Annotated in this window: 27 protein-coding genes; 22 read left to right on the top strand and 5 right to left on the bottom strand. The window is 72.3% G+C overall.

Going from position 1 to position 23,244, the window contains the following annotated elements:
• The 19 genes from ABD709_RS20635 to ABD709_RS20545 all read left to right on the top strand — a co-directional run.
• Positions 1-564: alanine dehydrogenase (locus ABD709_RS20635; protein WP_425575207.1), on the top strand; the 564-nt coding region annotated here is incomplete at its 5' end.
• A 50-nt stretch (positions 565-614) separates the two neighbouring features.
• Positions 615-1,547 (top strand): site-specific tyrosine recombinase XerD, encoded by a 933-nt coding sequence (gene xerD, locus ABD709_RS20630; RefSeq protein ID WP_344778949.1) that lies wholly within the window; start codon positions 615-617, stop codon positions 1,545-1,547.
• A 20-nt stretch (positions 1,548-1,567) separates the two neighbouring features.
• Positions 1,568-2,242, top strand: a complete 675-nt coding sequence (locus tag ABD709_RS20625) for an NADPH-dependent F420 reductase (RefSeq protein WP_344778947.1) — start codon at positions 1,568-1,570, stop codon at positions 2,240-2,242.
• A 6-nt stretch (positions 2,243-2,248) separates the two neighbouring features.
• Positions 2,249-4,783 (top strand): DEAD/DEAH box helicase, encoded by a 2,535-nt coding sequence (locus ABD709_RS20620; protein WP_344778946.1) that lies wholly within the window; start codon positions 2,249-2,251, stop codon positions 4,781-4,783.
• Positions 4,784-4,960: 177 nt separating this feature from the next.
• Positions 4,961-5,917 carry a ParA family protein gene (locus ABD709_RS20615; protein ID WP_425575206.1) on the top strand — a complete coding sequence of 319 codons (957 nt, stop codon included), beginning with the start codon at positions 4,961-4,963 and terminating at the stop codon, positions 5,915-5,917.
• A complete protein-coding gene (locus tag ABD709_RS20610) occupies positions 5,902-6,249 on the top strand; it encodes a hypothetical protein (RefSeq protein WP_344778945.1) in 348 nt (115 codons plus the stop codon). The genes ABD709_RS20615 and ABD709_RS20610 overlap by 16 nt, the downstream gene beginning before the upstream one ends.
• Positions 6,242-7,102, top strand: a complete 861-nt coding sequence (locus ABD709_RS20605) for a segregation and condensation protein A (RefSeq protein ID WP_344778944.1) — start codon at positions 6,242-6,244, stop codon at positions 7,100-7,102. Before ABD709_RS20610 ends, ABD709_RS20605 begins: the two co-directional genes overlap by 8 nt.
• Entirely contained in the window at positions 7,095-7,745 is a 651-nt protein-coding gene (gene scpB, locus ABD709_RS20600) for an SMC-Scp complex subunit ScpB (RefSeq protein WP_344778943.1), read from the top strand. The genes ABD709_RS20605 and scpB overlap by 8 nt, the downstream gene beginning before the upstream one ends.
• A complete protein-coding gene (locus tag ABD709_RS20595; RefSeq protein WP_344778942.1) occupies positions 7,742-8,494 on the top strand; it encodes a pseudouridine synthase in 753 nt (250 codons plus the stop codon). The genes scpB and ABD709_RS20595 overlap by 4 nt, the downstream gene beginning before the upstream one ends.
• A gap of 10 nt (positions 8,495-8,504) precedes the next feature.
• Positions 8,505-9,584 carry a prephenate dehydrogenase gene (locus ABD709_RS20590; RefSeq protein ID WP_344778941.1) on the top strand — a complete coding sequence of 360 codons (1,080 nt, stop codon included), beginning with the start codon at positions 8,505-8,507 and terminating at the stop codon, positions 9,582-9,584.
• Positions 9,585-9,595: 11 nt separating this feature from the next.
• On the top strand, positions 9,596-10,279 hold the full coding sequence (gene cmk / locus ABD709_RS20585) for a (d)CMP kinase (RefSeq protein ID WP_344778940.1): 684 nt from the start codon (positions 9,596-9,598) through the stop codon (positions 10,277-10,279).
• On the top strand, positions 10,276-11,028 hold the full coding sequence (locus tag ABD709_RS20580) for a lysophospholipid acyltransferase family protein (RefSeq protein WP_344778939.1): 753 nt from the start codon (positions 10,276-10,278) through the stop codon (positions 11,026-11,028). The genes cmk and ABD709_RS20580 overlap by 4 nt, the downstream gene beginning before the upstream one ends.
• Positions 11,025-12,377, top strand: coding sequence for a ribosome biogenesis GTPase Der (gene der, locus ABD709_RS20575; protein ID WP_344778938.1), 1,353 nt, complete (start codon positions 11,025-11,027; stop codon positions 12,375-12,377). Before ABD709_RS20580 ends, der begins: the two co-directional genes overlap by 4 nt.
• Positions 12,378-12,503: 126 nt before the next feature.
• Complete coding sequence (locus ABD709_RS20570) at positions 12,504-13,148, top strand: hypothetical protein (RefSeq protein WP_344778937.1); 645 nt, start codon at positions 12,504-12,506, stop codon at positions 13,146-13,148.
• Positions 13,149-13,174: 26 nt separating this feature from the next.
• The gene (locus ABD709_RS20565; protein ID WP_344778936.1) at positions 13,175-13,795 is read left to right on the top strand and encodes a hypothetical protein; all 621 of its coding nucleotides are present in this window, start codon (positions 13,175-13,177) and stop codon (positions 13,793-13,795) included.
• A gap of 2 nt (positions 13,796-13,797) precedes the next feature.
• A complete protein-coding gene (locus ABD709_RS20560) occupies positions 13,798-15,393 on the top strand; it encodes a DNA polymerase Y family protein (RefSeq protein WP_344778935.1) in 1,596 nt (531 codons plus the stop codon).
• Between the two features lie 17 nt (positions 15,394-15,410).
• Complete coding sequence (locus ABD709_RS20555) at positions 15,411-15,923, top strand: hypothetical protein (protein ID WP_344778934.1); 513 nt, start codon at positions 15,411-15,413, stop codon at positions 15,921-15,923.
• Between the two features lie 110 nt (positions 15,924-16,033).
• The gene (locus ABD709_RS20550; RefSeq protein WP_344778933.1) at positions 16,034-16,930 is read left to right on the top strand and encodes a phenylalanine 4-monooxygenase; all 897 of its coding nucleotides are present in this window, start codon (positions 16,034-16,036) and stop codon (positions 16,928-16,930) included.
• Between the two features lie 4 nt (positions 16,931-16,934).
• Positions 16,935-17,780, top strand: coding sequence for an LLM class flavin-dependent oxidoreductase (locus tag ABD709_RS20545; RefSeq protein WP_344778932.1), 846 nt, complete (start codon positions 16,935-16,937; stop codon positions 17,778-17,780).
• Between the two features lies 1 nt (position 17,781).
• On the opposite strand, the gene serA is transcribed toward ABD709_RS20545, so the two are convergent.
• From serA to ABD709_RS20525, 4 genes are all read right to left on the bottom strand, one after another.
• The gene (gene serA / locus ABD709_RS20540) at positions 17,782-18,975 is read right to left on the bottom strand and encodes a phosphoglycerate dehydrogenase (protein ID WP_344778931.1); all 1,194 of its coding nucleotides are present in this window, start codon (positions 18,973-18,975) and stop codon (positions 17,782-17,784) included.
• Positions 18,976-18,979: 4 nt separating this feature from the next.
• Positions 18,980-19,816, bottom strand: a complete 837-nt coding sequence (locus ABD709_RS20535; protein ID WP_344778930.1) for an SDR family NAD(P)-dependent oxidoreductase — start codon at positions 19,814-19,816, stop codon at positions 18,980-18,982.
• Positions 19,813-20,301: a VOC family protein gene (locus ABD709_RS20530; RefSeq protein WP_344778929.1), complete on the bottom strand. Its 489-nt coding sequence runs from the start codon at positions 20,299-20,301 to the stop codon at positions 19,813-19,815. Before ABD709_RS20530 ends, ABD709_RS20535 begins: the two co-directional genes overlap by 4 nt.
• Positions 20,302-20,423: 122 nt before the next feature.
• Positions 20,424-20,627 carry a cold-shock protein gene (locus ABD709_RS20525; protein WP_344778928.1) on the bottom strand — a complete coding sequence of 68 codons (204 nt, stop codon included), beginning with the start codon at positions 20,625-20,627 and terminating at the stop codon, positions 20,424-20,426.
• A gap of 238 nt (positions 20,628-20,865) precedes the next feature.
• Here ABD709_RS20525 and ABD709_RS20520 point away from each other — a divergent pair, with 238 nt between their 5' ends.
• The 3 genes from ABD709_RS20520 to ABD709_RS20510 all read left to right on the top strand — a co-directional run bounded on the left by ABD709_RS20520 (position 20,866) and on the right by ABD709_RS20510 (position 22,705).
• Positions 20,866-21,345: a hypothetical protein gene (locus tag ABD709_RS20520; protein ID WP_344778927.1), complete on the top strand. Its 480-nt coding sequence runs from the start codon at positions 20,866-20,868 to the stop codon at positions 21,343-21,345.
• Between the two features lie 111 nt (positions 21,346-21,456).
• Positions 21,457-22,290: an SCO6745 family protein gene (locus ABD709_RS20515; RefSeq protein WP_344778926.1), complete on the top strand. Its 834-nt coding sequence runs from the start codon at positions 21,457-21,459 to the stop codon at positions 22,288-22,290.
• Between the two features lie 22 nt (positions 22,291-22,312).
• Positions 22,313-22,705, top strand: a complete 393-nt coding sequence (locus ABD709_RS20510; RefSeq protein WP_344778925.1) for a dihydrofolate reductase family protein — start codon at positions 22,313-22,315, stop codon at positions 22,703-22,705.
• Positions 22,706-22,721: 16 nt separating this feature from the next.
• Here ABD709_RS20510 and ABD709_RS20505 read toward each other — a convergent pair whose 3' ends face one another.
• Positions 22,722-23,186 carry a phage tail protein gene (locus ABD709_RS20505; protein ID WP_344778924.1) on the bottom strand — a complete coding sequence of 155 codons (465 nt, stop codon included), beginning with the start codon at positions 23,184-23,186 and terminating at the stop codon, positions 22,722-22,724.
• Positions 23,187-23,244: the final 58 nt, after the last annotated feature.

Raw genomic sequence — 23,244 nt, 5'->3', positions numbered from 1 at the left:
AACATCGCGCTCGGCATGGGTGCGGACGTGACCCTGCTCGACACCGACCTGGACAAGCTGCGGATGTCGTTCTGGCGCTACAACAACCGCGTCCACGGCCTGGCGTCCTCGAAGCTGGCGATCGAGCGCCAGGTCACCGAGGCGGACCTGGTGATCGGCGCGGTGCTGATCCCCGGTGCCGCGGCGCCCAAGCTCGTCTCCAACGACCTGGTCGCGCAGATGAAGCCCGGCTCGGTGCTGGTCGACATCGCGGTGGACCAGGGCGGCTGCTTCGAGGACACCCACCCGACGACCCACGCCGACCCGACCTACCAGGTCCACCAGTCGATCTTCTACTGCGTGGCGAACATGCCCGGCGCGGTGCCGAACACCTCGACCTACGCGCTCACCAACGCGACGCTGCCCTACACGGTCGCCCTGGCGGACAAGGGGTGGCAGCAGGCCTGCCGCGACGACCACTCGCTCGCGCTGGGCCTGAACACCCACGCCGGACGGCTCACCAACGCTCCCGTGGGCGCGGCCGTGGGGATCGACGCCATCGCCCCCGAGGAGGTGCTGAGCTGAGCTCGGCACCGGCCTCCGCAGCGCCCGCGCCCACCGAGATCGAGCGCGGCATCCGGACCTACCTCGACCACCTCGGGATCGAGAAGGGCCTCGCGGCGAACACCCTGACCTCCTACCGGCGCGACCTGCGCCGCTACCGCGAGTTCCTCGCGGAGCGTGGAGCGGCCGGGTTCGGGGACGTCAGCGAGGCGACGGTCACGGACTTCCTGGTGCGGCTGCGCGAGGGCGACGCGAGCCACCCGCCGCTCGGTGCGTCGTCCGCGGCACGGACCGTGGTCGCCGTGCGCGGGTTCCACAAGTTCGCGGTCGCCGACGGGCTCGCGACGGCCGACCCGGCCGCCGCGGTCAAGCCGCCGAGCCCCGCCAAGCGGCTCCCGAAGGCGCTGCCGCTCGGAGACGTCGAGGCGATCCTCGAGGCCGCCGGCTCGCCCGGCACCACCCTCGCGCTGCGCGACCGGGCGCTGCTCGAGCTCCTCTACGGCACCGGCGCCCGGATCTCCGAGGCCGTCGGGCTCGATGTCGACGACGTCGACCTGGACGGGTCGGGCGACCCCGTCGACCCCGTCGACACCGTCGACGTCATCCGGCTGCGCGGCAAGGGCAGCAAGGAGCGCATCGTCCCGGTCGGGTCCTACGCACGCGAGGCGCTGTCGGCGTACCTCGTGCGCAGCCGTCCGGAGCTCGTCGCCGCCGGGAAGGGCACGCCCGCGCTGTTCCTCAACGCGCGCGGGGGCCGGCTGTCGCGGCAGTCGGCCTGGACGGTGCTGCAGAAGGCGGCCGATCGGGCCGGCGTCACCCGCGACGTCTCCCCACACACGTTGCGGCACTCGTTCGCCACCCACCTGCTCGACGGCGGCGCCGACGTGCGGGTGGTCCAGGAGCTGCTCGGGCACGCGTCGGTGACGACCACCCAGGTCTACACGCTGGTCACCGTCGACAACCTGCGTGAAGTCTTCGCGACGTCCCACCCCCGGGCGCGCTGACCACCTCTCAAGGAGCAACCATGAAGATCGGCGTCCTCGGCACCGGTGTGGTCGGCCGCACCGTCGCCGCCCGGCTCGACGAGCTCGGCCATCCCGTGACCATCGGCACCCGCGATCCCGGCGCCACGCTCGCGCGCAACGAGCCAGAGCTCGACGGGCTCACCTACGCCACCTGGGCGGCCGACCACCGGGCGGTCGCGCTCGCCACCTTCGCCGAGGCCGCGGCCGCCGCGGAGCTCGTGGTGAACGCCTCCAGCGGTCTCGCCTCGCTCGACGTGCTCCGGCAGGCTGGTGCCGAGAACCTCGCAGGCAAGGTGCTCCTCGACATCTCCAACGCCCTGGACTTCAGCCAGGGCTTCCCGCCGCGCATGGGGGTCCCGGACACCGACTCGGTCGCGGAGCGCATCCAGCGGGAGTTCCCCGACCTGCGCGTGGTGAAGTCGCTCAACACCCTCACCGCCAGCCTGATGGTGCACCCGGAGACGCTCCCGGAGCCGACCAGCGTCTTCGTCTCCGGCGACGACGCCGCCGCGAAGGCGACCGTCGTCGCGCTGCTCCGCGAGCTCGGCCACACCGACATCATCGACCTCGGCGACATCACGACCGCCCGCGGCACGGAGATGATCATGCCGCTGTGGCTGCGGCTGATGGGCGCACTCGGGTCCCCGGCCTTCAACTTCAAGATCGTGCGCTAGCGAGTGGTGGTCGACGGCGGAACGGACGCGGCGTACGAGCGGATCCTCACGTACGCCGAGCAGCGCGACCTCGCGCTGTACCCGCACCAGGAGGAGGCCGTCCTCGAGCTGCTGGCCGGCAACAACGTGGTGCTCGCGACGCCCACGGGGTCGGGGAAGTCGCTCGTCGCCCTCGCTGCGCACATGGCGGCGCTGGCCGAGGACCGGGTGAGCTTCTACACCGCGCCGATCAAGGCGCTGGTCAGCGAGAAGTTCTTCGACCTCTGCGCGGTGCTGGGCGCGGACAACGTCGGCATGCTGACCGGTGACGTGTCGGTCAACGCCGACGCCCCGGTCATCTGCTGCACGGCGGAGGTGCTGGCGAACATCGCCCTGCGCGAGGGCGCGGACGCCGACGTCGGCCTGGTCGTCATGGACGAGTTCCACTTCTACGGCGAGCCCGGCCGCGGGTGGGCGTGGCAGGTCCCGCTTCTCGAGCTGCCGCACGCGCAGTTCCTCCTGATGTCGGCGACCCTCGGGGACGTCAGCGACCTGGCGAAGGACCTCAGCGGTCGCAACGGCCGCGAGACCGCGGTCATCGACGACGCGGAGCGTCCGGTGCCGCTCACCTTCAGCTGGTCGCTGGACCCGGTGCTGGAGACGCTCGAGCAGCTGGTGACCACCGGCCAAGGGCCGGTCTACGTCGTGCACTTCACGCAGGCCAGCGCGGTCGAGCAGGCCACGGCGCTGCTGAACGTCGCCACCTTCGATGCCTCGCGCGACGACCGGGAGGCGATCGCCGAGCGCCTGGCCGGCGTCCGGTTCGCCGCCGGCTTCGGCAAGACGCTGTCGAAGCTGCTGCGCCGGGGGATCGGCGTGCACCACGCCGGGATGCTGCCGCGCTACCGGCGGCTCGTCGAGCAGCTCGCCCAGCTGGGGCTGCTGACCGTGATCTGCGGGACCGACACCCTCGGCGTCGGCATCAACGTCCCGATCCGCACCGTGCTGTTCACCGGGCTGGTGAAGTACGACGGCAGCCGGTCCCGGGTGCTCCGGACCCGCGAGTTCCTCCAGATCGCGGGCCGCGCGGGCCGGGCGGGCTTCGACACGGCCGGGTACGTCGTCGTACAGGCTCCGGAGCACGTGATCGAGAACGAGAAGGCCAAGGCGAAGGCCGCGGCGAAGAACGCCGCGATGGGGGAGGCCAAGGCCGCGAAGCGCGGGTCCAAGGCGCAGCTCAAGAAGCCGCCGCCGGGCACCGTCGTCTGGACCGAGCAGACCTTCGACAAGCTGGTCGAGGGCCGGCCCGAGACGCTGAAGTCGCAGATGAAGGTCGACAACGCGATGCTGGTCAACGTGCTCTCCCGCGAGGAGGACGCGTTCCCGGTGCTGCGCCGGCTGCTGACCGACAACCACGAGGACCGCCGCACCCAGCTCAGGCTCGCGAAGCGCGCCGTCCGTCTCGCCCGCAGCCTGCTCGCCTCCGGCGTGCTCACGCGGCTGGACGAGGTCGACCGCTTCGGGCGGCGCTACGTGCTGACCGAGGCGCTGCCCGACGACTTCGCCCTCAACCAGCCACTCGCGCACTTCGCCCTGGCGGTCTTCGACGTGCTGGATCCCGAGTCGGACACGTTCACCCTCGACGTGCTCTCCGTCGTCGAGGCGGTGCTCGAGGCGCCACGTCCGCTGCTCTACGCCCAGCAGCACGCCGCCCGCGGCGAGGCGATCGCCGCGCTCAAGGCCGATGGCGTGGAGTACGACGAGCGGATGGCCCTGATCGAGGACGTCACCTGGCCGAAGCCGCTCGCCGACCTGCTCGAGCCGCTCTTCGAGACCTACCGCGAGCGGCACCCGTGGCTGTCCCCGGACGCGTTGGACCCGAAGTCGGTCGTCCGGGAGATGTGGGAGCAGGGCATGGGGTTCAGCGAGCTCGTGTCCCGCTACCAGGTCGCGCGGTCCGAGGGGCTCGTGCTGCGCTACCTCACCGACGCCTACCGAGCGCTGCGGCAGAGCGTCCCCGCGGCGCACCGGACCGAGGAGCTGGACCTGATCGTGGAGTGGCTGGGCGAGACGGTCCGCCAGGTCGACTCCTCGCTGCTCGACGAGTGGGAGGCGCTCAACCACCCCGACCACGTGCCGGGCACGGTCGCGCACCACGAGCCGCCACCCCCTCCGCGCCCGCTGTCCCGCCAGGGCCGGGTGTTCGAGGTGATGGTCCGCAACGCGATGTGGCGCCGGGTGGAGCTGGTGGCGCGCGACGACGTACGCGCGCTCGCCGCACTGGAGGAGAGCCCCGACTTCACCGAGGCGCAGTGGGACGCCGCGCTCGAGGAGTACTACGCGGAGCACCAGCGCGTCCTGACCGATGCCGACGCCCGCGGCCCGCAGCTGATCTCGATCGACCGCAACCCGGACGCGGGCACGTGGTCGGTCACGCAGACCCTGCACGACCCGGCGGGCCACCACGACTGGGTGATCGAGGCGACCGTCGAGCTCGGGGCCTCCGACGAGGCCGGCGAGGCGGTCGTGCGGACCACGGCCATGAGGTGCCTCGGGACCTAGCGGCCCGCACGGCGTGGCGTCGCAATGTCGCTGTGTCGACATTGTTGGATGGAGGCGTCCCGGGCGGTGGGGAAGCCGCCCGCAACCCACGACCGACGAGGTGAGGGCATGTTCGGTGGTACCCCTGGTTCGAGCGCTCCTGACATGCCGCCGCGAGCGATCGTTCCGCAGCCGACGATGGGAGCAGACGTGACGGCCCCCCTGCCGTTCAACCGCCCGGAGCAGGCGCCTTCCGCGCCGCCCGAGCAGGTCGCGGAGGAGCTCGCGATCACCGACGCCGTCCCCGCGCCGGCCGAGCTAGGCCCCACCGGCCGGCCGATGCCGTTCCTGCCCGACCCGCGCCCGGTCACGGAGCACGGCAACGCGCGCGTGATCTCGATGTGCAACCAGAAGGGCGGCGTCGGCAAGACGACCACCACGATCAACCTGGGTGCGGCGCTGGCCGAGTACGGCCGCAAGGTGCTGCTCGTCGACTTCGACCCGCAGGGCTCGCTGTCGGTCGGCCTCGGGCTGAACCCGCACGAGATGGAGCTGACGATCTACAACCTGCTCATGGAGCCGGACGTGCGGCTCGAGGAGGTCGTGGTCCCCTCCGGCGTGCCCGGGATGGACCTGCTGCCCTCCAACATCGACCTCTCGGCCGCCGAGGTGCAGCTGGTGCACGAGGTCGCCCGCGAGCAGACCCTGCAGCGGGTGCTGGCGTCGGCCGTCAAGGACTACGACGTCATCCTCATCGACTGCCAGCCGTCGCTCGGCCTGCTGACCGTCAACGCGCTCACGGCGTCCGACGGTGTCATCGTGCCGCTGGAGTGCGAGTACTTCGCGCTGCGCGGGGTCGCCCTGCTCAAGACGACCATCGACAAGGTGCAGGCCCGGCTCAACCCGCGGCTGGAGATCGACGGCGTGCTCGGGACGATGTACGACGGCCGCACCCTGCACGGCCGCGAGGTGCTCGAGCGCCTCGTGCAGGCCTGGGGCGACAAGGTCTTCCACACCGTCATCCGGCGCACCGTGAAGTTCTCCGACTCCACCGTGGCCGGCGAGCCGATCACGTCCTACGCATCCTCCTCCACGGGCGCCGACGCCTACCGGCAGCTCGCGAAGGAGGTGGCGGTGCGGTGCCTCGACGCGTGAACCTGCCGGCGGCCGACGACCTGTTCCGGCCCACCGCCGACAAGCCCACCGTCCGCGCCGTACCCGACACCGGCATCGACCAGTCCGGCTCCGAGGCGGCCGAGCCGGCTCCCAAGGGGGCCAGCGGACGGATCCGGCACGACGAGAAGATGACCGTCTACGTCACCGCCCAGGAGCTCATCGACATCGAGCAGACCCGGCTCAAGCTGCGGGGCGAGCACGGGGTGGCCGTCGACCGCGGCCGGCTGGTGCGCGAGGCGCTGCACCTGGTCCTGGAGGAGTTCGACGCCCGCGGGGAGGACTCGGCCATCGTGAGGCGCTTGCGTGCCTGACACCCCTGCGGAGTCGTCGGGGTTCGCGGTTCGCCTCGACAACTTCGAGGGTCCGTTCGACCTGCTGCTCAGCCTGATCTCCAAGCACAAGCTGGACGTCACCGAGATCGCGCTCTCGCAGGTGACCGACGAGTTCATCGCGCACGTGAAGCGGTTGCCTCCCGGAGCGTCGGCGCAGAGTGACCTCGAGGAGACGACGTCCTTCCTGCTGGTGGCGGCGACGTTGCTCGACCTCAAGGCCGCCCGGCTGCTGCCGCAGGGCGACGTCGAGGACGAGGAGGACCTCGCGCTGCTCGAGGCGCGTGACCTGCTCTTCGCGCGGCTGCTGCAGTACAAGGCCTACAAGCTGATCGCGGGCGTGCTCGACGAGCGCCTGCAGGCCGAGTCCCGGCGCTACCCGCGCGCGGTCGGCCTCGACGAGCGGTTCGCCGGGCTGCTGCCGGAGGTGCTGATCGGCATCGGCCTCGACCAGTTCGCGGCGCTCGCGGCGAAGGCGATGGCGCCGAAGCCCGAGCTGGAGCTGAACCTGCACCACATCCACGCGCCCGCGGTGAGCGTGCGCGAGCAGGCGGCGGTCGTGATGGAGCGGCTGCAGCGTGGTGGCACGATGACGTTCCGGGCGCTGTGCCGCGACTCGCCCGACACGCTGACCACCGTCGCACGGTTCCTCTCCCTGCTCGAGCTGTTCCGGGAGGGCGCCGTCGCGTTCGACCAGATGAGCCCGCTCGGCGAGCTGACCGTGCGCTGGACGGGCATGGACACCGACATCGACGACATCGACGAGTTCGAGGGCGCGCCGGCGAGCGAGGCGACGCCGGACGACGCCACCACGCAGGAGGGCACCGATGACTGACGAGCCGACAGGTCCCACGGAGCCCGAGGAGGCGCTCGCCGTACCCGTGGCACCGCTGCGGCCGGCCCTCGAGGCCGTGCTGATGGTCGCCGACCAGCCGCTCGACGAGCTCGCCCTGGCGACCGCTGTCGGCTACCCGCCGGGTGAGGTCGTCGAGGCGCTCCAGGCCCTGGCCGCCGAGTACGACGACCAGGGCCGGGGCTTCGAGCTGCGCAACGTGGCCGGCGGCTGGCGCTACTACACCCGCGAGGAGATGGCCCCCGTCGTCGAGGCGTTCGTGCTCGAGGGCCAGCAGGCCCGGCTGACCCAGGCGGCGCTCGAGACCCTTGCCGTGGTCGCCTATCAACAGCCGGTCTCGCGCGCGCGGGTCTCTGCCGTGCGCGGCGTCAACGTCGACGGCGTGATGCGCACCCTGCTCAACCGCGGGCTCGTCGAGGAGGCCGGGCAGGACGGTGAGCACGGCGCGACGCTCTACCGCACGACCAGCTACTTCCTGGAGCGCATCGGCGTCGTGTCCATCGACGAGCTGCCCGAGCTGGCGCCGTACCTCCCCGACCTCGAGGACATGGAGGAAGAATTGGCTCGAGCCACGGAGCCGGCGAGCGAGGCGAAGCCGGCAACCGACCCTTCCGAGGACGAGTGACCCGCGAGATCGAGACCGACGAGCAGGGCCTGGTCCGGCTGCAGAAGCTGCTGGCCCAGTCCGGTGTCGCGTCCCGTCGCAAGTGCGAGGAGCTGATGCTCGGCGGCGAGGTCGAGGTCGACGGTGAGGTGATCACCCGGCTCGGCACCAAGGTCGACCCGCGCACCGCGGTGATCAAGGTGTCGGGCAAGCGGCTGCCGCCGATCAGCGACCACGTCTACCTGGTGCTCAACAAGCCGCGGGGCGTCGTGTCGACGATGTCGGACCCGGAGGGCCGGCGGAGCCTGTCCGACCTCGTCGCGGACCGTCCCGAGCGCCTGTTCCACGTGGGCCGCCTCGACACCGACACCTCCGGGCTGCTGCTGCTCACCAACGACGGCGACTTCGCGCACCGGATGGCGCACCCGTCCTTCGAGGTCGAGAAGACCTACGTCGCCGAGGTCGCGGGCCGGGTCGCCCGCGGCACCGTCGCCGACCTGCTCGCCGGCGTCGAGCTGGACGACGGCCCCGTGCACGTACGCCGGGCGCGGCTCGTCGACACCGCGGCCGACCGCTCGATCGTCGAGCTGGTCATCCACGAGGGCCGCAACCGGATCGTGCGCCGGCTGATGGACCACGTCGGCCACCCCGTCCGGCAGCTCTCCCGCATCCGGTTCGGTCCGGTCGACCTGGGGAAGCTCCCTGCCGGTGCGATCCGCGAGCTGACCGACGACGAGCTCGGCGGGCTGCTGGAGCTGGTCGGGCTCTAGGGTGTCGGGCGTGAGCGCGCAGGCGGATAGGGGCATCGGGCCGGTCGAGATCGTCGGCGCCGGGCTCATCGGCACCTCGATCGCGCTCGCCTGCCGTCGCGCGGGGATCGAGGTGCTGCTCTCCGACGTGGCCCCTGAGCACCTGCGCACGGCCTCGGGGCTCGGGGCGGGCCGCGCCCGCGAGGACGGGGACGTCGCGCGGCTGGTCGTGGTCGCCGTACCTCCGGACCACCTGGGTGAGGCGATCCGCGCGGCGCTCGACGCCGCCGGCCCCGAGACCGTCGTCACCGACGTCGGCAGCGTGAAGAGCGGACCGCTGGCGGCGGTCGAGGGCCATCCGGCCGTCAGTCGCTACGTCGGCAGCCACCCGATGGCGGGCAGCGAGCGCTCCGGGCCGCTGGCCGCCTCGGCGAGCCTGTTCGACGGTCGCCCATGGGCGATCACGCCCGGCGGCGGCACCTCTCCGGACGCCGTGCACGCCGTCGAGCGGCTGGTCGAGGTGTGCGGCGCCGTCCCGGTGCGACTCTCGCCGAGCGAGCACGACCGGGCTGTCGCGCGCACCTCCCACGTGCCGCACCTGCTCGCGGCCCTGGTCGCCGGGACCCTCGCCGGCGCGCCGCCGCAGCACCTGGCGCTGTCCGGCCAGGGCGTGCGCGACGTGACCCGGGTCGCCGCGGGCGACCCCGGCCTCTACAGCCAGATCATCGGCGCCAACGCGATCGCCGTCACCAACCTGCTCGCCGAGCTGCAGCAGCGGCTCGACCTGGCCGCGGAAGCGGTCGCGGCGGGGGACCGGGACGGGCTGGCGTCGCTGCTGGCCCACGGTGTCGCCGGCACTCGCGCGATCCCGGGCAAGCACGGCGGCCCGCTCCAGGCCATGGCGACCGTCTGGGTGTCGGTCCCCGACCACCCCGGCGAGCTCGCGCGGCTGTTCGCCGACGCCGGCGAGAGCGACGTCAACATCGAGGACGTCCGCATCGACCACGACCCGGGCCGTCCGGTCGGCCTGGTCGAGCTCGACGTCGCCGCTGATCGCGCCACGGCGCTGCTCGACGCTCTCGAATCAAGGGGATGGGACGCTCACCGGTAGGATCGTGGCCCGTGAACGCGGGTGATCTGGGCACGATCGTGGTAGCCGTCGACGGCACGTCCGGCTCCGGGAAGTCCAGCACCTGCCGGGGCGTGGCGGCCCGGCTCGGCATCCGGTACCTCGACACCGGTGCGATGTACCGCGCCGTGACGTGGTGGCTCCTCGAGCACGGCGTGGACGTGCACGACCCTGCCGCGGTGGCGTCGTACGCCGCCGCCCCGCGGCTGCGCTCGGCCACCGACCCGCTGGCGCCCACCATCTGCGTCGACGACCGCGACGTGTCCGTGGAGATCCGCAGCGAGGCCGTGAACGCGGCGGTGTCCCCGGTGAGCGCCGTGCCGGCCGTCCGTGAGCGCCTGGTCGCGCTCCAGCGCGAGATCATCGGCGACGGTGGGATCGTCGTCGAGGGCCGCGACATCGCCTCGGTCGTCTGGCCTGACGCCGAGGTCAAGGTCTACCTGACCGCCGACCCGTCCGCGCGCGCCGCCCGCCGCGCCGCCGAGAACGGCGCGGCCGACCTCTCCGCGACCGAGGCCTCCCTGCTCAGCCGCGACCGGATCGACTCCGGGCGCGCCGTGGCGCCGCTGACCATGGTCGAGGGCGCCGTCCAGGTCGACAGCACCGACCTCACCCTGGACGAGGTGATCGACCTGGTGGCCGGGTTGGTGACCGAACGCGCCACCGCGAGAACGTGACCAGCCATCGCGACCTGCCGCGGTCCGACGACGTACGCCACCCCGCGCGGTGGCTGCTCTACGGCGGCGCGTGGTTCGGGCGTTTCGTCGTCCGCCGCTACTACGACGTGCACGTCCACCACCCCGAGCGGTTCCCGTCGTCCGGTCCGGTCGTCGTCGCCGGCAACCACGTCGGCTTCGCGGACGGGCCGTTCATGGCGTTCCTGCTGCCACGACCGGTGCACGCGTGGACGAAGCTGGAGATGTACAAGGGGCCGCTCGCCTGGTTCCTCGACCGCGTCGGCCAGATCCGGCTCGACCGCTTCCACACCGACCCGCTGGCGATCCGGACCGCGCTGCGGGTGCTGCGCGACGGCCACTGCGTCGGCGTCTTCCCGGAGGGGACGCGGGGCTCCGGCGAGCTCGACACGTTCCACCGCGGGGCGGCCTACCTCGGCATGGTCACCGGCGCCCCGGTGCTCCCGGTGACGTTCCTCGGGACCCGGCTTCCGGGCGAGCGGTCCGGGTCGATCCCGCCGCGACGTGCGCGGATCGACATCGTGATCGGGAATCCCCTGCCGCTGCAGACGGTTGAATGGCCTCGGGGGAAACAGCACGTCACTGCCGCGTCGTTGCGGCTCCACGACCAGATGCGGGCCGGCCTGGCGGCGGCTCTCGCGGAGACCGGGCGCACCCTGCCCGGCCCGCTTCCTGCGGGCGACATCGAGCCCGACCCCGCCGACGACGTGATGAAGGAACGAGGCGCATGAACACCGAAGAGATCCAGCCGGAGCAGGTGGCCGGCCCGGTCCCGGTGCTCGCCGTGATCGGCCGGCCGAACGTCGGCAAGTCCACCCTGGTGAACCGGATCCTCGGCCGCCGGGAGGCGGTCGTCGAGGACGTCCCCGGGGTGACCCGGGACCGGGTCTCCTACGACGCGGTGTGGAACGGCCGTGCGTTCACGGTCGTCGACACCGGCGGCTGGGACCCGGACGCACGGGGGATGGCCGAGCGGATCGCCGCCCAGGCGGAGATCGCCATCGGCCTCGCCGACGCGACGTTGTTCGTCGTCGACGCGACCGTCGGGATCACCGACGCCGACGAGGCCGTCGTGAAGATCCTCCGCAAGTCGGGCAAGCCGGTGATCCTCGCCGCGAACAAGGTCGACGACGAGCGCGCCGAGGCGGAGGCCTACGGTCTCTGGAACCTCGGGCTCGGCGAGCCCTACCCGGTCTCGGCGTTGCACGGCCGCGGATCGGGCGACCTGCTCGACGCCGTCCTCGCGGCGCTTCCGGAGCCGCCGCCCGAGCAGGACACCCCGCTCGGGGGCCCGCGCCGGATCGCGATCGTGGGCCGGCCCAACGTCGGCAAGTCCTCCCTGCTCAACCGGCTCGCCGGAGAGGAGCGGGTGGTCGTCGACAACGTCGCCGGCACGACGGTCGATCCGGTCGACGAGCTGGTCGAGCTCGGTGGCCGCACCTGGCGCTTCATCGACACCGCCGGCATCCGGAAGCGGGTCAAGGAGGCGTCGGGCCACGAGTACTACGCCTGGCTGCGCACCTCGACCGCCATCGAGCGGGCCGAGGTGTGCGTGCTGGTGCTCGACGCCGAGCAGTCCGTCGCCGAGCAGGACATGCGGATCCTGCAGGAGGTGCGCGAGGCCGGGAAGGCGCTCGTCATCGCGTTCAACAAGTGGGACCTGGTCGACGACGAGCGGCGCTACTACCTCGACCGCGAGATCGAGCGCGACCTGGTGCAGGTGCAGTGGGCCCCGCGGATCAACATCACCGCCCGGACCGGCTGGCACGTCGACCGGCTGGTGCCGGCGCTGGACAAGGCCATCGAGGGCTGGGAGACCCGGATCTCCACCGGCGCCCTCAACGCGTTCCTCGGGCGGCTGGTCGCCGAGCACCCGCACCCGGTGCGCAGCGGCAAGCAGCCCCGGATCCTGTTCGGCACCCAGCCGCAGACCTCGCCGCCGACCTTCGCCCTGTTCACGACCGGCAAGCTGGACGCCGGCTACGAGCGGTACATCGAGCGGCGGCTGCGCGAGCAGTTCGGCTTCGTCGGCACGCCGATCGTGATCAACGTGAAGCCGCGGGAGAAGCGCAAGCGATAGCCCGCACCCGTTGAGTCGGGGCGTCAGAAGGCGCAGACTGGCCGGGTGACGCGCGACCGGGCGCCTGACCTGGTTCCAGTCCTGTCGAGGGGCAAGCACCGGAACCCCCGTCGTGGTGCCTGCTTCATGGAGCTGGCCTCGTTCCTCGCAGGTGAGCGGTGGTCGGACCATCCAGCGTGCACCCACCCGCTGCTCGCCGGCGTGGCGCGGGAGGTCAACGACCGGATCGGCGACGAGGCGCGCAACCGGATCGCCCCGCTGGTGACCGAGGTGATCGGCCTGGACTCCGACGACCCGAGGTTCGCCGCCCTGCTCGCCAGAGAGGTGGCCCTGGCCGCCCTCCCGGTCGCGGCGGAGGACCGACAGCGCACCGCTGCGGTGGGGCTGATGACCTGCGAGCGGGTGCTCAACGAGCTGGACGGGAGACCCCTGGAAGAGGTGTCGCCACGGGTCAGGACCGCGCTCGCCGACGTGCCGCTCGCCCGGAACTGGGCGCGCGAGTTCTGCGGCATCGGCTTCGGCACAGCGGAGAGGTTCGGACGGCGCAGCGCGCCGATCATCGTGCACTCCGCGCTGGTCGGGATCGCCGAGTCGACGGTCGGCGACAGCGAGCAGCGGTTGGTCGACCTGCTCCGGCACGTGGTCGCCGAGGCCAAGGGGTGGACGCACCACGCCGCCGCGGCGGTCGGGGCCGAGGAGTGGCAGGAGGCCTGCGACCTGACGGTCAGCCGTTCCCGGCGCGAGTGGAGGAGGTCGGCGCGCTTGCATTGATCGAACAGATGTTCGATCATGGCTGAGTGAGTGCCCTGCCCGTCGAAGCCGCTCAGGCACAGCCGCTGGCTGTCGTCGAGCAGCTGCGCGAGCGGATCCGGACGCTCGAGGGCGGCCCGGCGCGGACACCGGTCCCGGTGCACCCGGTGCTGCAGGACGTCGTGGCGATGCGGGTCGGCACGAGCTACACCGTCGACACCGCGTCGCTCGCGCTGGCGATGGCCGCAGGCGCCTCGGCCGCGGGGGAGTGGGTCGGGTTCGCGGGCTGGTCCGACTTCGGTGCGGAGGCGGCGGCGCAGTGGGGCATCGACCTCGGCCGCACCGTGCTCGTCCCCGAGCCGGGGGAGCACTGGCTGGAGGTCGTCGCCGCGCTGGTCGACGTGCTGCGCGTGGTGGTGCTCTGCCCGCCGGGCCGCGTCGACCCGAAGTCGATGTCGGTGGTCGAGGCACGGCTGCGGGCCCGCTCGGCTGCGCTGGTCGTGTGGGGCGAGTGGTCATCGCCGGAGGCCCGCCTGACCACCGAGCACACCGAGTGGACGGGGGCCGGCCGCGGCGAGGGCAGGCTCCGCGAGCGGCAGGTGCGGATCGCCGTACGTCGTGGTGCGCGGCAGCCCACCCGTGCCGACCTGGTCTTCCCGACGGGGTAGCCATGTCCCGCACGCTCGTCGTCTGGTGTCCCGACTGGTCGGTCGTCGCGGCTCTCGCCGAGGCCGCCGAGGCGGGTGAGGTCGCGACGCCGGGATCTCCCGCGGCGGTCCTGGCCAACAACGTGGTCGAGGTCTGCAACGCGGCAGCCCGCAAGGAGGGCGTACGGCGCGGTCAGCGCCGTCGCGACGCCCAGGCGCGGTGCCCGGAGCTGGTGCTGCTGCCCGCCAACCCCGACCGCGACGCCCGGCACTTCGAGCCGGTGCTGACCGCGGTCGAGGACGTCCGGCCGGGAGTCGCGCCGATCCGGCCCGGGCTGATGGTGCTGCCGGCTCCGGGGCGCTACTTCGCTCGAGGCGGGTTCGACGGCGAGGAGGCGGCATCGGCACTGATCGCCGAGCACCTGGTCGCCACCGGTGTGTGGGACTGCCGGTTCGGCGTGGCCGACGACCTGTTCACCGCTGAGCAGGCGGCGCGCACGGCTCCGGTGCAGGGCTGCGTGGTGGTCCCGGCGGGCGGTGCCGCGGAGTTCCTGCGACCACTGCCGGTCCAGGTGCTGGGGAGCGAGCTCGCCGACCTGCTGCGCCGGCTCGGGCTGCACACGCTCGGCGACTTCGGCCGGCTGTCACCGGCCGAGGTGAGCAACCGGTTCGGCTCCCACGGCGCCATGCTCCACCGTCGGGTGCTCGGCGCCGCCGCCGAGCACCTGCCGTCGCGCCAGCCGCCACCGGAGCTCGCGCGCGAGATCGCCTTCGAGCCACCGCTGGACTCCGCGGAGGCGGTCACCTTCAGCGTGCGCACGACCGCGGAGCGGTTCGTCGCGGGGCTCGCCGACCGGCAGCTGGTGGCCACCGGGGTGCGGATCGAGGCGGAGTCCGACGGCGTCGTGACCTCGGCACGCACCTGGCTGCACCCCCGATGCTTCACCTCGCGCGACCTGGTCGACCGGGTGCACTGGCAGCTGCAGGCGAGCATCCCCACCTCGGGCCTGCGCAGCCGCAAGGACAGCGGCGAGATCACCGCCCCGATCGAGCGGGTCAGGTTCCTGCCCGACACCGTCGAGCCCGCCGGCGACCACGCCGACGGGCTGTGGGGCGGCGGCGCGGCGGAGGAGGTGGTGCGCGGGGTCGCCCGGGTGCAGGCGATGGTCGGCTACGACGCCGTACGTGTCCCGGTGCTGCAGGGCGGGCGGAGCGCCGCCGACCGGCAGGCGATGGTGCCCTGGGGCGAGCGGGCGGTCGGCCTGCGGCCGCTGGACCGACCCTGGCCCGGCCGGATCCCCGGCCCGGCACCCGCCCGGGTGTTCGCCAAGCCGGTCCTCGCCGAGGTGGTCGACGAGTCCGGCCGCACCGTCGGCGTCACCGAGCGCGGCGTGGTGACGGGGGAGCCGTGGCGGTTCAAGCTCGCCGGCTCGCGGCCGGCGCTCCCGTGGCAGCCGATCGCCTCCTGGGCCGGGCCGTGGCCGGTCGACGAGGGCTGGTGGACGGCCGACGGCGGCGACGGAAGGTCGGCACGGTTCCAGGTGGTCGGCGTCGACGGTCGCGCCTGGCTGATGCGGTGGCGGCTGTCCGGCTGGGAGGTGGAGGCGGGCTACGACTGAGGTCTAGCATCCGTGACATGGCGTCCGTCGCGAAGAACCTGAGGGCGCTCCAGGGTGCTCTCGAGCACAGCGTGACCATCCAGCGCGCGCGGCTCCAGGAGGTCATGGACGACCTGGTCGCCCGCGGCACGCTGACCAGCGCCGAGGCCGAGAACGTCGCGAACCGGCTGGTCGCCAGCAGCAAGGACTACACCTCGGCCCTGCTCACCGTCCTCGACGCGGTGACGACCGAGGCGAGGAAGACCGTCGGAGCCGGCGTCGCGACCGCGGGGAAGCTGGCGGGCAGCGTGATGCAGGCGCCGAAGCTCGTCGGGCGTGGGCAGCGGTCCGCGTCGCAGCCGGCCACCACCCGTCCCGTCGCGCCGCCGCCCGCGGACCCCATCGACGGCTACGACGCCCTCACCGTCGCCGAGATCCGTCCGCAGCTCGCCGGCCTCACCGCCGCCGACCTGAGGCGGGTGCGCGACCAGGAGGCCGCGGGCAAGAGCCGCAAGACCCTGCTCACCGAGATCGACCGGCTCCTCGCCTGATCCGGACGGCAGGCTTCCTGCCTGCGCGTCCGGTTGCCGCAGATCTTCCGTCGACGTAGCGTGAAGATCGAGGGCGTACGACGACGTGCGCCCGTCGAGGGAGGCGTGCGATGTTCGAGGAAGCCCAGCTCTACTCACCGGTGACGACCGCCGACGACGGCAGCGTCACGGTGCACCTGGGTGACGATCATCCCGGGGTGAACGACGAGGCCTACCGCGCCCGGCGCAACGACATCGCGCGTGCCGCCCTGACCTGGCAGCCGGGCACGCCGCTGCCGCGGATCGACTACTCCGACGTCGAGAACGAGGTCTGGCGCACGGTCCGCGAGCACATCGATCCCCTGCACGAGAAGTACGCCTGCCGGGCCTACAACGACGCCGTGGCCGCGCTGGACCTGCCCAAGGACCGGGTGCCCCAGCTCGACGAGGTGACCGCCGGGCTGCAGCCGCTCACCGGGTTCTCCTACGTCCCCGCTGCCGGCATCGTGCCGCTGGAGGAGTTCTACGGCTCGCTGGAGGACGGGATCTTCCACTCCACGCAGTACCTGCGGCACCACGCCGTGCCCCTCTACACGCCCGAGCCCGACCTGATCCACGAGGTCATCGGCCACGGCAACCTGCTCGCCGACCCGCAGGTCGCCGAGGTCAACCGGCTCGCCGGAGCCGCTGCGCGCCGGATGGAGACCAAGGCCGGGCTGCAGATGGTCGCCGACGTCTTCTGGTTCACCGTCGAGTTCGGCGTCCTGCACGAGGACGGGGAGCTCAAGGCCTACGGCGCCGGCATCCTCTCGTCCTACGGCGAGATCGAGGAGTTCCGGCACATGGAGATCCGGCCGATCGACTTCGCGGCGATGTCGACGATCGACTACGACATCACCCACTACCAGCCGGTGCTGTTCGCGGCCAAGTCGTTCGCGCAGATGGTCGACGTGGTCGGCGCGTTCTTCGCCGGCTGCGACGACGACACGCCCGCGCGCCTCGGGGTCAAGGACGCAGTGACAAACTGAGGCCGTGCGCCTCCACGTCATCCTCTGGCCGATCCAGGACTGGCCGGCGATGGGCGAGACCTGGCGTCGCGCCGAGGAGCTCGGCTTCGCGGGCGCCTGGGTCTACGACCACCTCGCCTGGCGCGGCCACTCGCCGTGGGACGACGCCTACGCGAGCCTCGCCGCCGCCGCGACCCTGACCTCGCGGATCCGGCTCGGCACGCTCGTGACCTCGCCGAACTTCCGCACGCCGATCCCGACCGCCTCGGCGATCCGCACCATCGACCGGATCTCCGGCGGCCGGCTCGACCTCGGCGTCGGTGCCGGCGGCAACACCCACACCTCGGACGGCGACGTCCTCGACCACGACTTCACGGCGCGCGAGCGCGCCGACCGCTTCGAGGAATGGGTCACCCAGCTCGACGACCTGCTGACGGGTGCGCCGGTCTCCGCGAGGGGTGACTGGTGGTCGGTCCGCGACGTGACGATCTCGCCCGGGCTGGTCCAGCAGCGACCGCCGTTCTGGATCGCCGCGCGCGGCCCGCGCGGGATGCGGCTCGCCGCGCGGCTCGGCCAGGGCTGGGTCGCCAACCCCGCGGGCGACGACCCCTACGCCGACACGCGCGGGCAGGTCGCCCGGCTCGAGGCGGCGTGCGGTGAGGCGGGCCGGGATGCCGCAGGGCTGCCCAGGCTGTTGCTCACCGGGTTCACGGACGAGCCGTGGCTGGCGTCGGTGTCGGCCTACCAGGACCTCGCCGGGCGCTACGCCGAGCTCGGCATCACCGACGTCGCGGTGCACTGGCCGCGCCCCGGGACCGACTGGGACGCCGATCCGGTCGTCTTCGAGGAGATCGCGGCCGCTGCGACCTGACCTACCAGGTCCGCACCCAGACGCAGTGCTCGGAGCGGCGCAGCTCCTCGACGGCCTCGTTCGAGAGCGGCGCCGAGGCGTCGGTCACGACGTACCCGAGCTGGTCGCGGGTCGACAGGTGCTGGTCGATCACGTTGTCGCCGGCCGTGGCGAACACGGAGTTGAGGTCGGCCAGGACGCCCGGCACGTTCTGGTGCAGGAACCCCAGCCGGTGGCCGGGGGTCAGCACCGGCGGCAGCACCGGGGGCAGGTTGACCGAGAGCGCCGTGCTGCCCTCCAGCGCGAAGCGCGCGAGCTTCTCGGCCACGAACCAGCCGATCTCCTCCTGCGCCTCCTGCGTGGAGCCCCCGACGTGCGGCGTGAGTATCACGTTGTCGAGGCCGCGCAGCACCGAGTCGAATGCGTCGCCCTGGGCCTTGGGCTCGACGGGGAAGACGTCGACCGCGGCGCCGGCGATGTGCCCGGAGAGGATGTGGTCGCGCAGCGCGTCGTAGTCCACGACCATGCCGCGGGAGGCGTTGATGAACAGCGCCCGCGACTTCATGGCGCTGAACTCCTCGGCGCCGAAGAACCCGGCGTTGCCGGGGCGGCCGTCCACGTGCAGGCTCACGACGTCGGCGACCTCGAGCAGGTCGCCCAGCGTCTTCATCCGGCGGGCGTTGCCGTGCGCCGGACGGTCGGCCTTGTCATAGAAGACGACGCGCATCCCCAGCGCCTCCGCGACGTTGGAGAGCTGGGTGCCGATGTTGCCGTAGCCGACGATGCCGATGGTGCGGCCGCGGACCTCGTGGCTGCCGCGGGCCGACTTGTCCCACACGCCGTCGTGCATCCGCTGGGTCTTCTCGGGAAGCCGGCGAGCCAGGGCGATGACCTCGCCGATGACGAGCTCCACCACGCTGCGGGTGTTCGAGTACGGCGCGTTGAACACGGCGACACCGCGCTCCGTCGCCGCGCCGAGGTCGACCTGGTTGGTGCCGATGCAGAAGCACCCGATCGTCTCCAGGGCCGGAGCCGCCTCGAGGACGCGCCGGGTCACCGTGGTGTTGGACCGGATCCCGAGCAGGTTGACGTCGTCGAGGGTCGCCACGAGCTCGTCCTCGGACATCGCGCCGGGGCGCACGCTGACCTCGTAGCCGCGACCCTCCAGGACCTCGACGGCAGCCGGATGGATGTTCTCCAGGACGAGAGCCTTCACGGGATCACCGTAGCCAGGCGGCGGTCTCGTCCCAGAGCCGGCCCGCGACCTCCGCGTCGCGGGCGTCGGGGGAAGGCTCCGTCGGCCGGCTGTCGCGGTAGTAGCCGGCGGCGAGCGCGGGGGTGGTGACGCAGTGGACCGTCGTGCGCGCACCCTCCTCCGGCGTCATCAGGATCCGTCGCTCGACCGGCGCGAGGACCTTGCGGAGCCGCGCCAGCACCGGGCTGGTCTCGAGCCCGCGGTCGGCGATCCGGGTGTAGACCTCGCCGGGGTGCACGGCGTACCCGGTGACCTCCGGATGGCGCCGGCCGATCTCGCTGGCGTGGTGGACCAGGCCGAGCTTCGAGGTGCCGTACGCCGCCCAGGAGTCGTAGGGCCGCACGCCCTCGAACAGCGCCTCGTTGCTCCCGCGTCGGTGCAGCTTGGAGACGACGTCGACCACGCGGGCGTCCTCGGACCGCGCGAGCATGGGGAGGAGGCGGGCGGTGAGGTGCCACGTCCCGAGGTAGTTGACCCTCCAGTGGATCTCGTGGCCGTCGACGAGACGGGGCTCCTGCCACTTCGAGCGGAGGTCGAGGTGGACGCCGGCGTTGTTGACCAGCACGTCGAGCGCGCCACGCTCCTCGCCGTACCACGCGACGAAGCGCTCCACCGAGGCGCGGTCGGCGAGGTCGAGCTCGTGCCCGACGATGCCGTGGCCCAGCTGCTCGGCCACCGCCGCGGCGCCGGACCGGGTCGTGATCGTGACCTCGGCGCCGTCCTCGGCGAGCAGCCGGGCTGTCGCGAACCCGAGCGACCGGGGTCCCGCACCGGTGACCAGGACGCGGCGGGCACCGGTCACGAGGCCGCCTTGATCGCATCGAAGAAGGCGTCCATCTCGGGAGAGATCCGCGCGAGCTCGATGTAGGGGGCGCCGTACGCCGATCCGTCGAGGTAGGCGAACTCCATCGGCCCCGCCATCGCGCCCGACATCAGCGGCTCGAGGCCGTGCGCGGCCGCCTCGGCGAGCGCGGCCGTGAGGTCGGGCACCCGGAAGCAGACGTGGTGCAGGCCGGGTGCGGACCGGTCGAGGAACTCCGACCAGACGCTCGAGCCCGACACCGGCCGGATCAGCTCGAGCTGCAGGTCGCCCGAGTAGGCCATCGAGATGTCCGCGACGGCGTCGCAGGGGCTGCCGCGATAGGTGCAGGCGTCGGGGCCGAAGTGGACGCCGGGGATGCGGGTCCACGTGCCGACGCCGAAGTGGTCGGTCAGGAGTGCTTCCTGGGCGTCGAGGTCGTCGGTCACCCAGGAGACTTGGGCGATGGGTCCGGTCGCGATCGGCATCGGGTCGTCCCCTCCTCTCTCGTCAGTAGAACATGTTCTACCACTGGTGAGAGGCCGGCTGGCGACGGAACAGGCCGCGTCCTGCCCGAAGGCAGGGACGCGGCCTGTGAGGTCGAACGGGCTCAGATGGCCCGGACGTGCTCCGCCTGCGGGCCCTTCGGGCCCTGGGCGACGTCGAACTCGACGCGCTGGTTGTCCTCGAGGCTCTTGTAGCCGTTGCCCTCGATCGCGGAGAAGTGCACGAACACGTCGTCACCGCCGCCATCCTGCTGGATGAAGCCGAAGCCCTTGTCGGCGTTGAACCACTTGACGGTTCCCTGAGTCATGATGAGTCCTTTGTTTCGGTGGACAGCCGGGCAAACGCCGGGCTGCTGGTGCTGAGACATCTACACGTGCGCCTGATGTCCAGCTAACCGAAAACCAAGTACCAAGAGATGGGCCGACCGAGCCGGTCAACCGGGCGACGCTCGTCGAGCGCCGGTCCCTTCAACAGTGACGACTCTACACCGAGGACCTCGGACCGTTACGATCGCCGTATCGACTCCCGACCATTGGAGCTCCCCCATGGGCAGGACCTGGATGTTGCGCGGCAGTGCCGTGTCCGTCGTCGCCGTGCTCGGCTGCGCCTGGGCAGGGGGTGTCGTCGGGCTCGGCGGCAGCCCGGCGCCGGCGGCGAAGCACACCACCACGGCCACCACCGAGACGCACGACCGCGCCGCGGCAGTGCACTACCAGCACGGGTCCGTGCTCGAGCGGGCGACGCCGCGACGTACTCACGAGGCGAAGCCGGAGAACGTCGCCTACACCGAGCCCACCCAGTCGGCCGTCGACGACCCGACCGATGCGCCGTCCAGCACGTCGACGACGCCGCCGGCTCCCGGCCAGACCCACTCGCCCTCGGGCCCGAGCGGAGGCGGCGGCACGACGATCCCGCAGCCGTCCCACGACCCGAGCACGCCGCCGAGCGGCGATCCCAGCCAGGACTGCAGCCAGCTCAGCCAGGTGCTGGGCTGCGTGCTGGCGCCCATCACGCACCACCCCTGACGCCCGGCCGGCCACTGTCCTGGTCGATGGTTGTCGTATCGAGCCACGTCGGTTCGTAGTAGTCGTGAGAGCGCCGGGAGGCGCCGTCCCACGACTCAGGAGATGACACCCATGCAGCACCCGGCACCCGTGGCCCGCCGCCTCTACGACCTCGTCGAGCCGATCGGGCTCGTCAACTTCGTCGCCGAGGAGCCGAACGAGGCGATGGCCGAGCTCGGCTTCAGCAACTACTGGGACGGGTACTTCGCCGGACGCTCCGCCCCGCTCGGCCGGGTGCCGGCCGAGGTCGTCCACTCGACGTTCTACAACTTCGCGGACGGCGAGGTGGCGCGCCACATCCCCAAGGTCTGGGAGACCACTACGCCCGAGGCTGCGCACGCGGCGCGCGAGCGAGGCTGCGTCGCGGCGCTGCGGCGCATCCTCGGCGACCTGGTCGAGACGCCGGGACTGGCACGCGCCGCCGAGCTGCTCGCCGAGGCGTCCACGAGCGCCCCGACCGAGGGCCGGGCCATGTACGCCGGACTGCGCGCGCTCCCGGTGCCGGAGGAGCCCGTGGCGCGGCTGTGGCACGCGGCCAACATGCTGCGCGAGCACCGGGGCGACGGGCACATCGCAGCATTGCTGTCGGAGGGGATCGGTGGCATCGAGGCGCACGTGCTCGCGGCGCTCGCCGGCGGCGTCTATCCGGCCGAGTCGTTCGGCCGCATCCACCACCTCCCGAAGGAGCGGCTGGCCGAGGTGATGGCCGGTCTGCGGGCCCGCGGCATCCTCGACGACTCCGGCCGGCTCACGGACGCCGGGTGCGCGGTCAAGGGCCGGGTCGAGTCACTGACCGACGCGCTCGCCGAGGCGCCGTACGAGACGCTGGAGCCGGAGGAGCTCGACGAGCTGGTCGCCCTGCTCGAGCCCATCGCCGACGCCCTGAGCGCCGCGGCGCCCGAGTAGACGACCGGCCGGAGGAGCAGAGATGGCTGACCTGGTGCTGTACATGTCGATGTCGCTGGACGGCTTCATCTCCGGCGTCGACGATCGCCCCGGCCAGGGCCTCGGCCGAAACGGTGGCCGGTTGTTCGACTACCTCGACGAACGTGCCGGAGACGGCGCCACCGCCCGGGTCTACGCCGAGGCGGTCGCGTCCGGCGCGGTGATCACCGGTCGTCGTACCTACGAGCTGGCCGGCCACTGGGGCGGCGACCACCACGCGGGCGTACCGATCTGCGTGCTCACCCACCGCGTCGACGACGAGCCGGAGGGGCACGCGAGGTTCTACTCCGACGTGAACGCCTGCGCCGCGGCCGCTCGCGCGGCCGCCGGCGGCTCTCGGACCGCGACGTCGCCCACCTGCGCTACCGGGTGCTGAGCCGAACGCCCTTGCGTCAGTAGGACCCCTTGATCACGAAGAAGGTGCCGCGGATGGTGCCGGCCAGCTTCGACTTCTGCCGGGCGAACTTGAAGCGGTCGGCGAGCTCCTCGGGCACCTCCATGCCGTCGGAGAGCTTGAAACCGACGGCGCGCTTGCCGCTGTCCTCCAGCGTGTAGAGGACGTTGATCGCCAGGCCGGACTCGTAGAACACGTAGGTCCACCTCACTCCGTCGACCTCGAACTGGGTCGCCTCGAGCGGCGTGGACTCGATGACGAGGTCGCGCTCCTCCTTGAGGATCTTGTGCACGTAGTCGATCTCGTCGGCGGCCTCGGCGGCCGGCTCGACGGTGAAGACGTGGTCGAACTTGTTCTTGAAGTACCGCGCCTCGTTGGCGCGGAGGCCGGCCAGGGCGTCGGCGACGGGGGAGGACTCCAGGCCGGTGGTCGATACGTCCTGGAAGTCGACGGTGTAGGACATGAGGTTCTCCTCGCGCTGGTTCGGGTGTCGGGGTGGTGCTTCAGCTGGTTGACGTCGG

Origin of the sequence: Nocardioides panacisoli, assembly GCF_039537325.1 — a bacterium.
Classification (GTDB): Bacteria; Actinomycetota; Actinomycetes; order Propionibacteriales; family Nocardioidaceae; genus Nocardioides; species Nocardioides panacisoli.
Note: the sequence above shows the minus strand (reverse complement) of the source record. Positions and strands in the feature narration are given on the sequence as shown.

What these genes read in the sequence shown, in the direction of transcription:
- ABD709_RS20525 (WP_344778928.1), bottom strand. Translation starts at nt 20,627, where the DNA reads ATGACTCAGGGAACCGTCAAGTGGTTCAACGCCGACAAGGGCTTCGGC.
- der (WP_344778938.1), top strand. Translation starts at nt 11,025, where the DNA reads ATGAACACCGAAGAGATCCAGCCGGAGCAGGTGGCCGGCCCGGTCCCG.
- ABD709_RS20505 (WP_344778924.1), bottom strand. Translation starts at nt 23,186, where the DNA reads ATGTCCTACACCGTCGACTTCCAGGACGTATCGACCACCGGCCTGGAG.
- ABD709_RS20520 (WP_344778927.1), top strand. Translation starts at nt 20,866, where the DNA reads ATGGGCAGGACCTGGATGTTGCGCGGCAGTGCCGTGTCCGTCGTCGCC.
- scpB (WP_344778943.1), top strand. Translation starts at nt 7,095, where the DNA reads ATGACTGACGAGCCGACAGGTCCCACGGAGCCCGAGGAGGCGCTCGCC.
- ABD709_RS20550 (WP_344778933.1), top strand. Translation starts at nt 16,034, where the DNA reads ATGTTCGAGGAAGCCCAGCTCTACTCACCGGTGACGACCGCCGACGAC.
- ABD709_RS20555 (WP_344778934.1), top strand. Translation starts at nt 15,411, where the DNA reads ATGGCGTCCGTCGCGAAGAACCTGAGGGCGCTCCAGGGTGCTCTCGAG.
- ABD709_RS20560 (WP_344778935.1), top strand. Translation starts at nt 13,798, where the DNA reads ATGTCCCGCACGCTCGTCGTCTGGTGTCCCGACTGGTCGGTCGTCGCG.
- ABD709_RS20530 (WP_344778929.1), bottom strand. Translation starts at nt 20,301, where the DNA reads ATGCCGATCGCGACCGGACCCATCGCCCAAGTCTCCTGGGTGACCGAC.
- ABD709_RS20570 (WP_344778937.1), top strand. Translation starts at nt 12,504, where the DNA reads ATGGAGCTGGCCTCGTTCCTCGCAGGTGAGCGGTGGTCGGACCATCCA.
- ABD709_RS20625 (WP_344778947.1), top strand. Translation starts at nt 1,568, where the DNA reads ATGAAGATCGGCGTCCTCGGCACCGGTGTGGTCGGCCGCACCGTCGCC.
- ABD709_RS20510 (WP_344778925.1), top strand. Translation starts at nt 22,313, where the DNA reads ATGGCTGACCTGGTGCTGTACATGTCGATGTCGCTGGACGGCTTCATC.
- ABD709_RS20515 (WP_344778926.1), top strand. Translation starts at nt 21,457, where the DNA reads ATGCAGCACCCGGCACCCGTGGCCCGCCGCCTCTACGACCTCGTCGAG.
- ABD709_RS20615 (WP_425575206.1), top strand. Translation starts at nt 4,961, where the DNA reads ATGGGAGCAGACGTGACGGCCCCCCTGCCGTTCAACCGCCCGGAGCAG.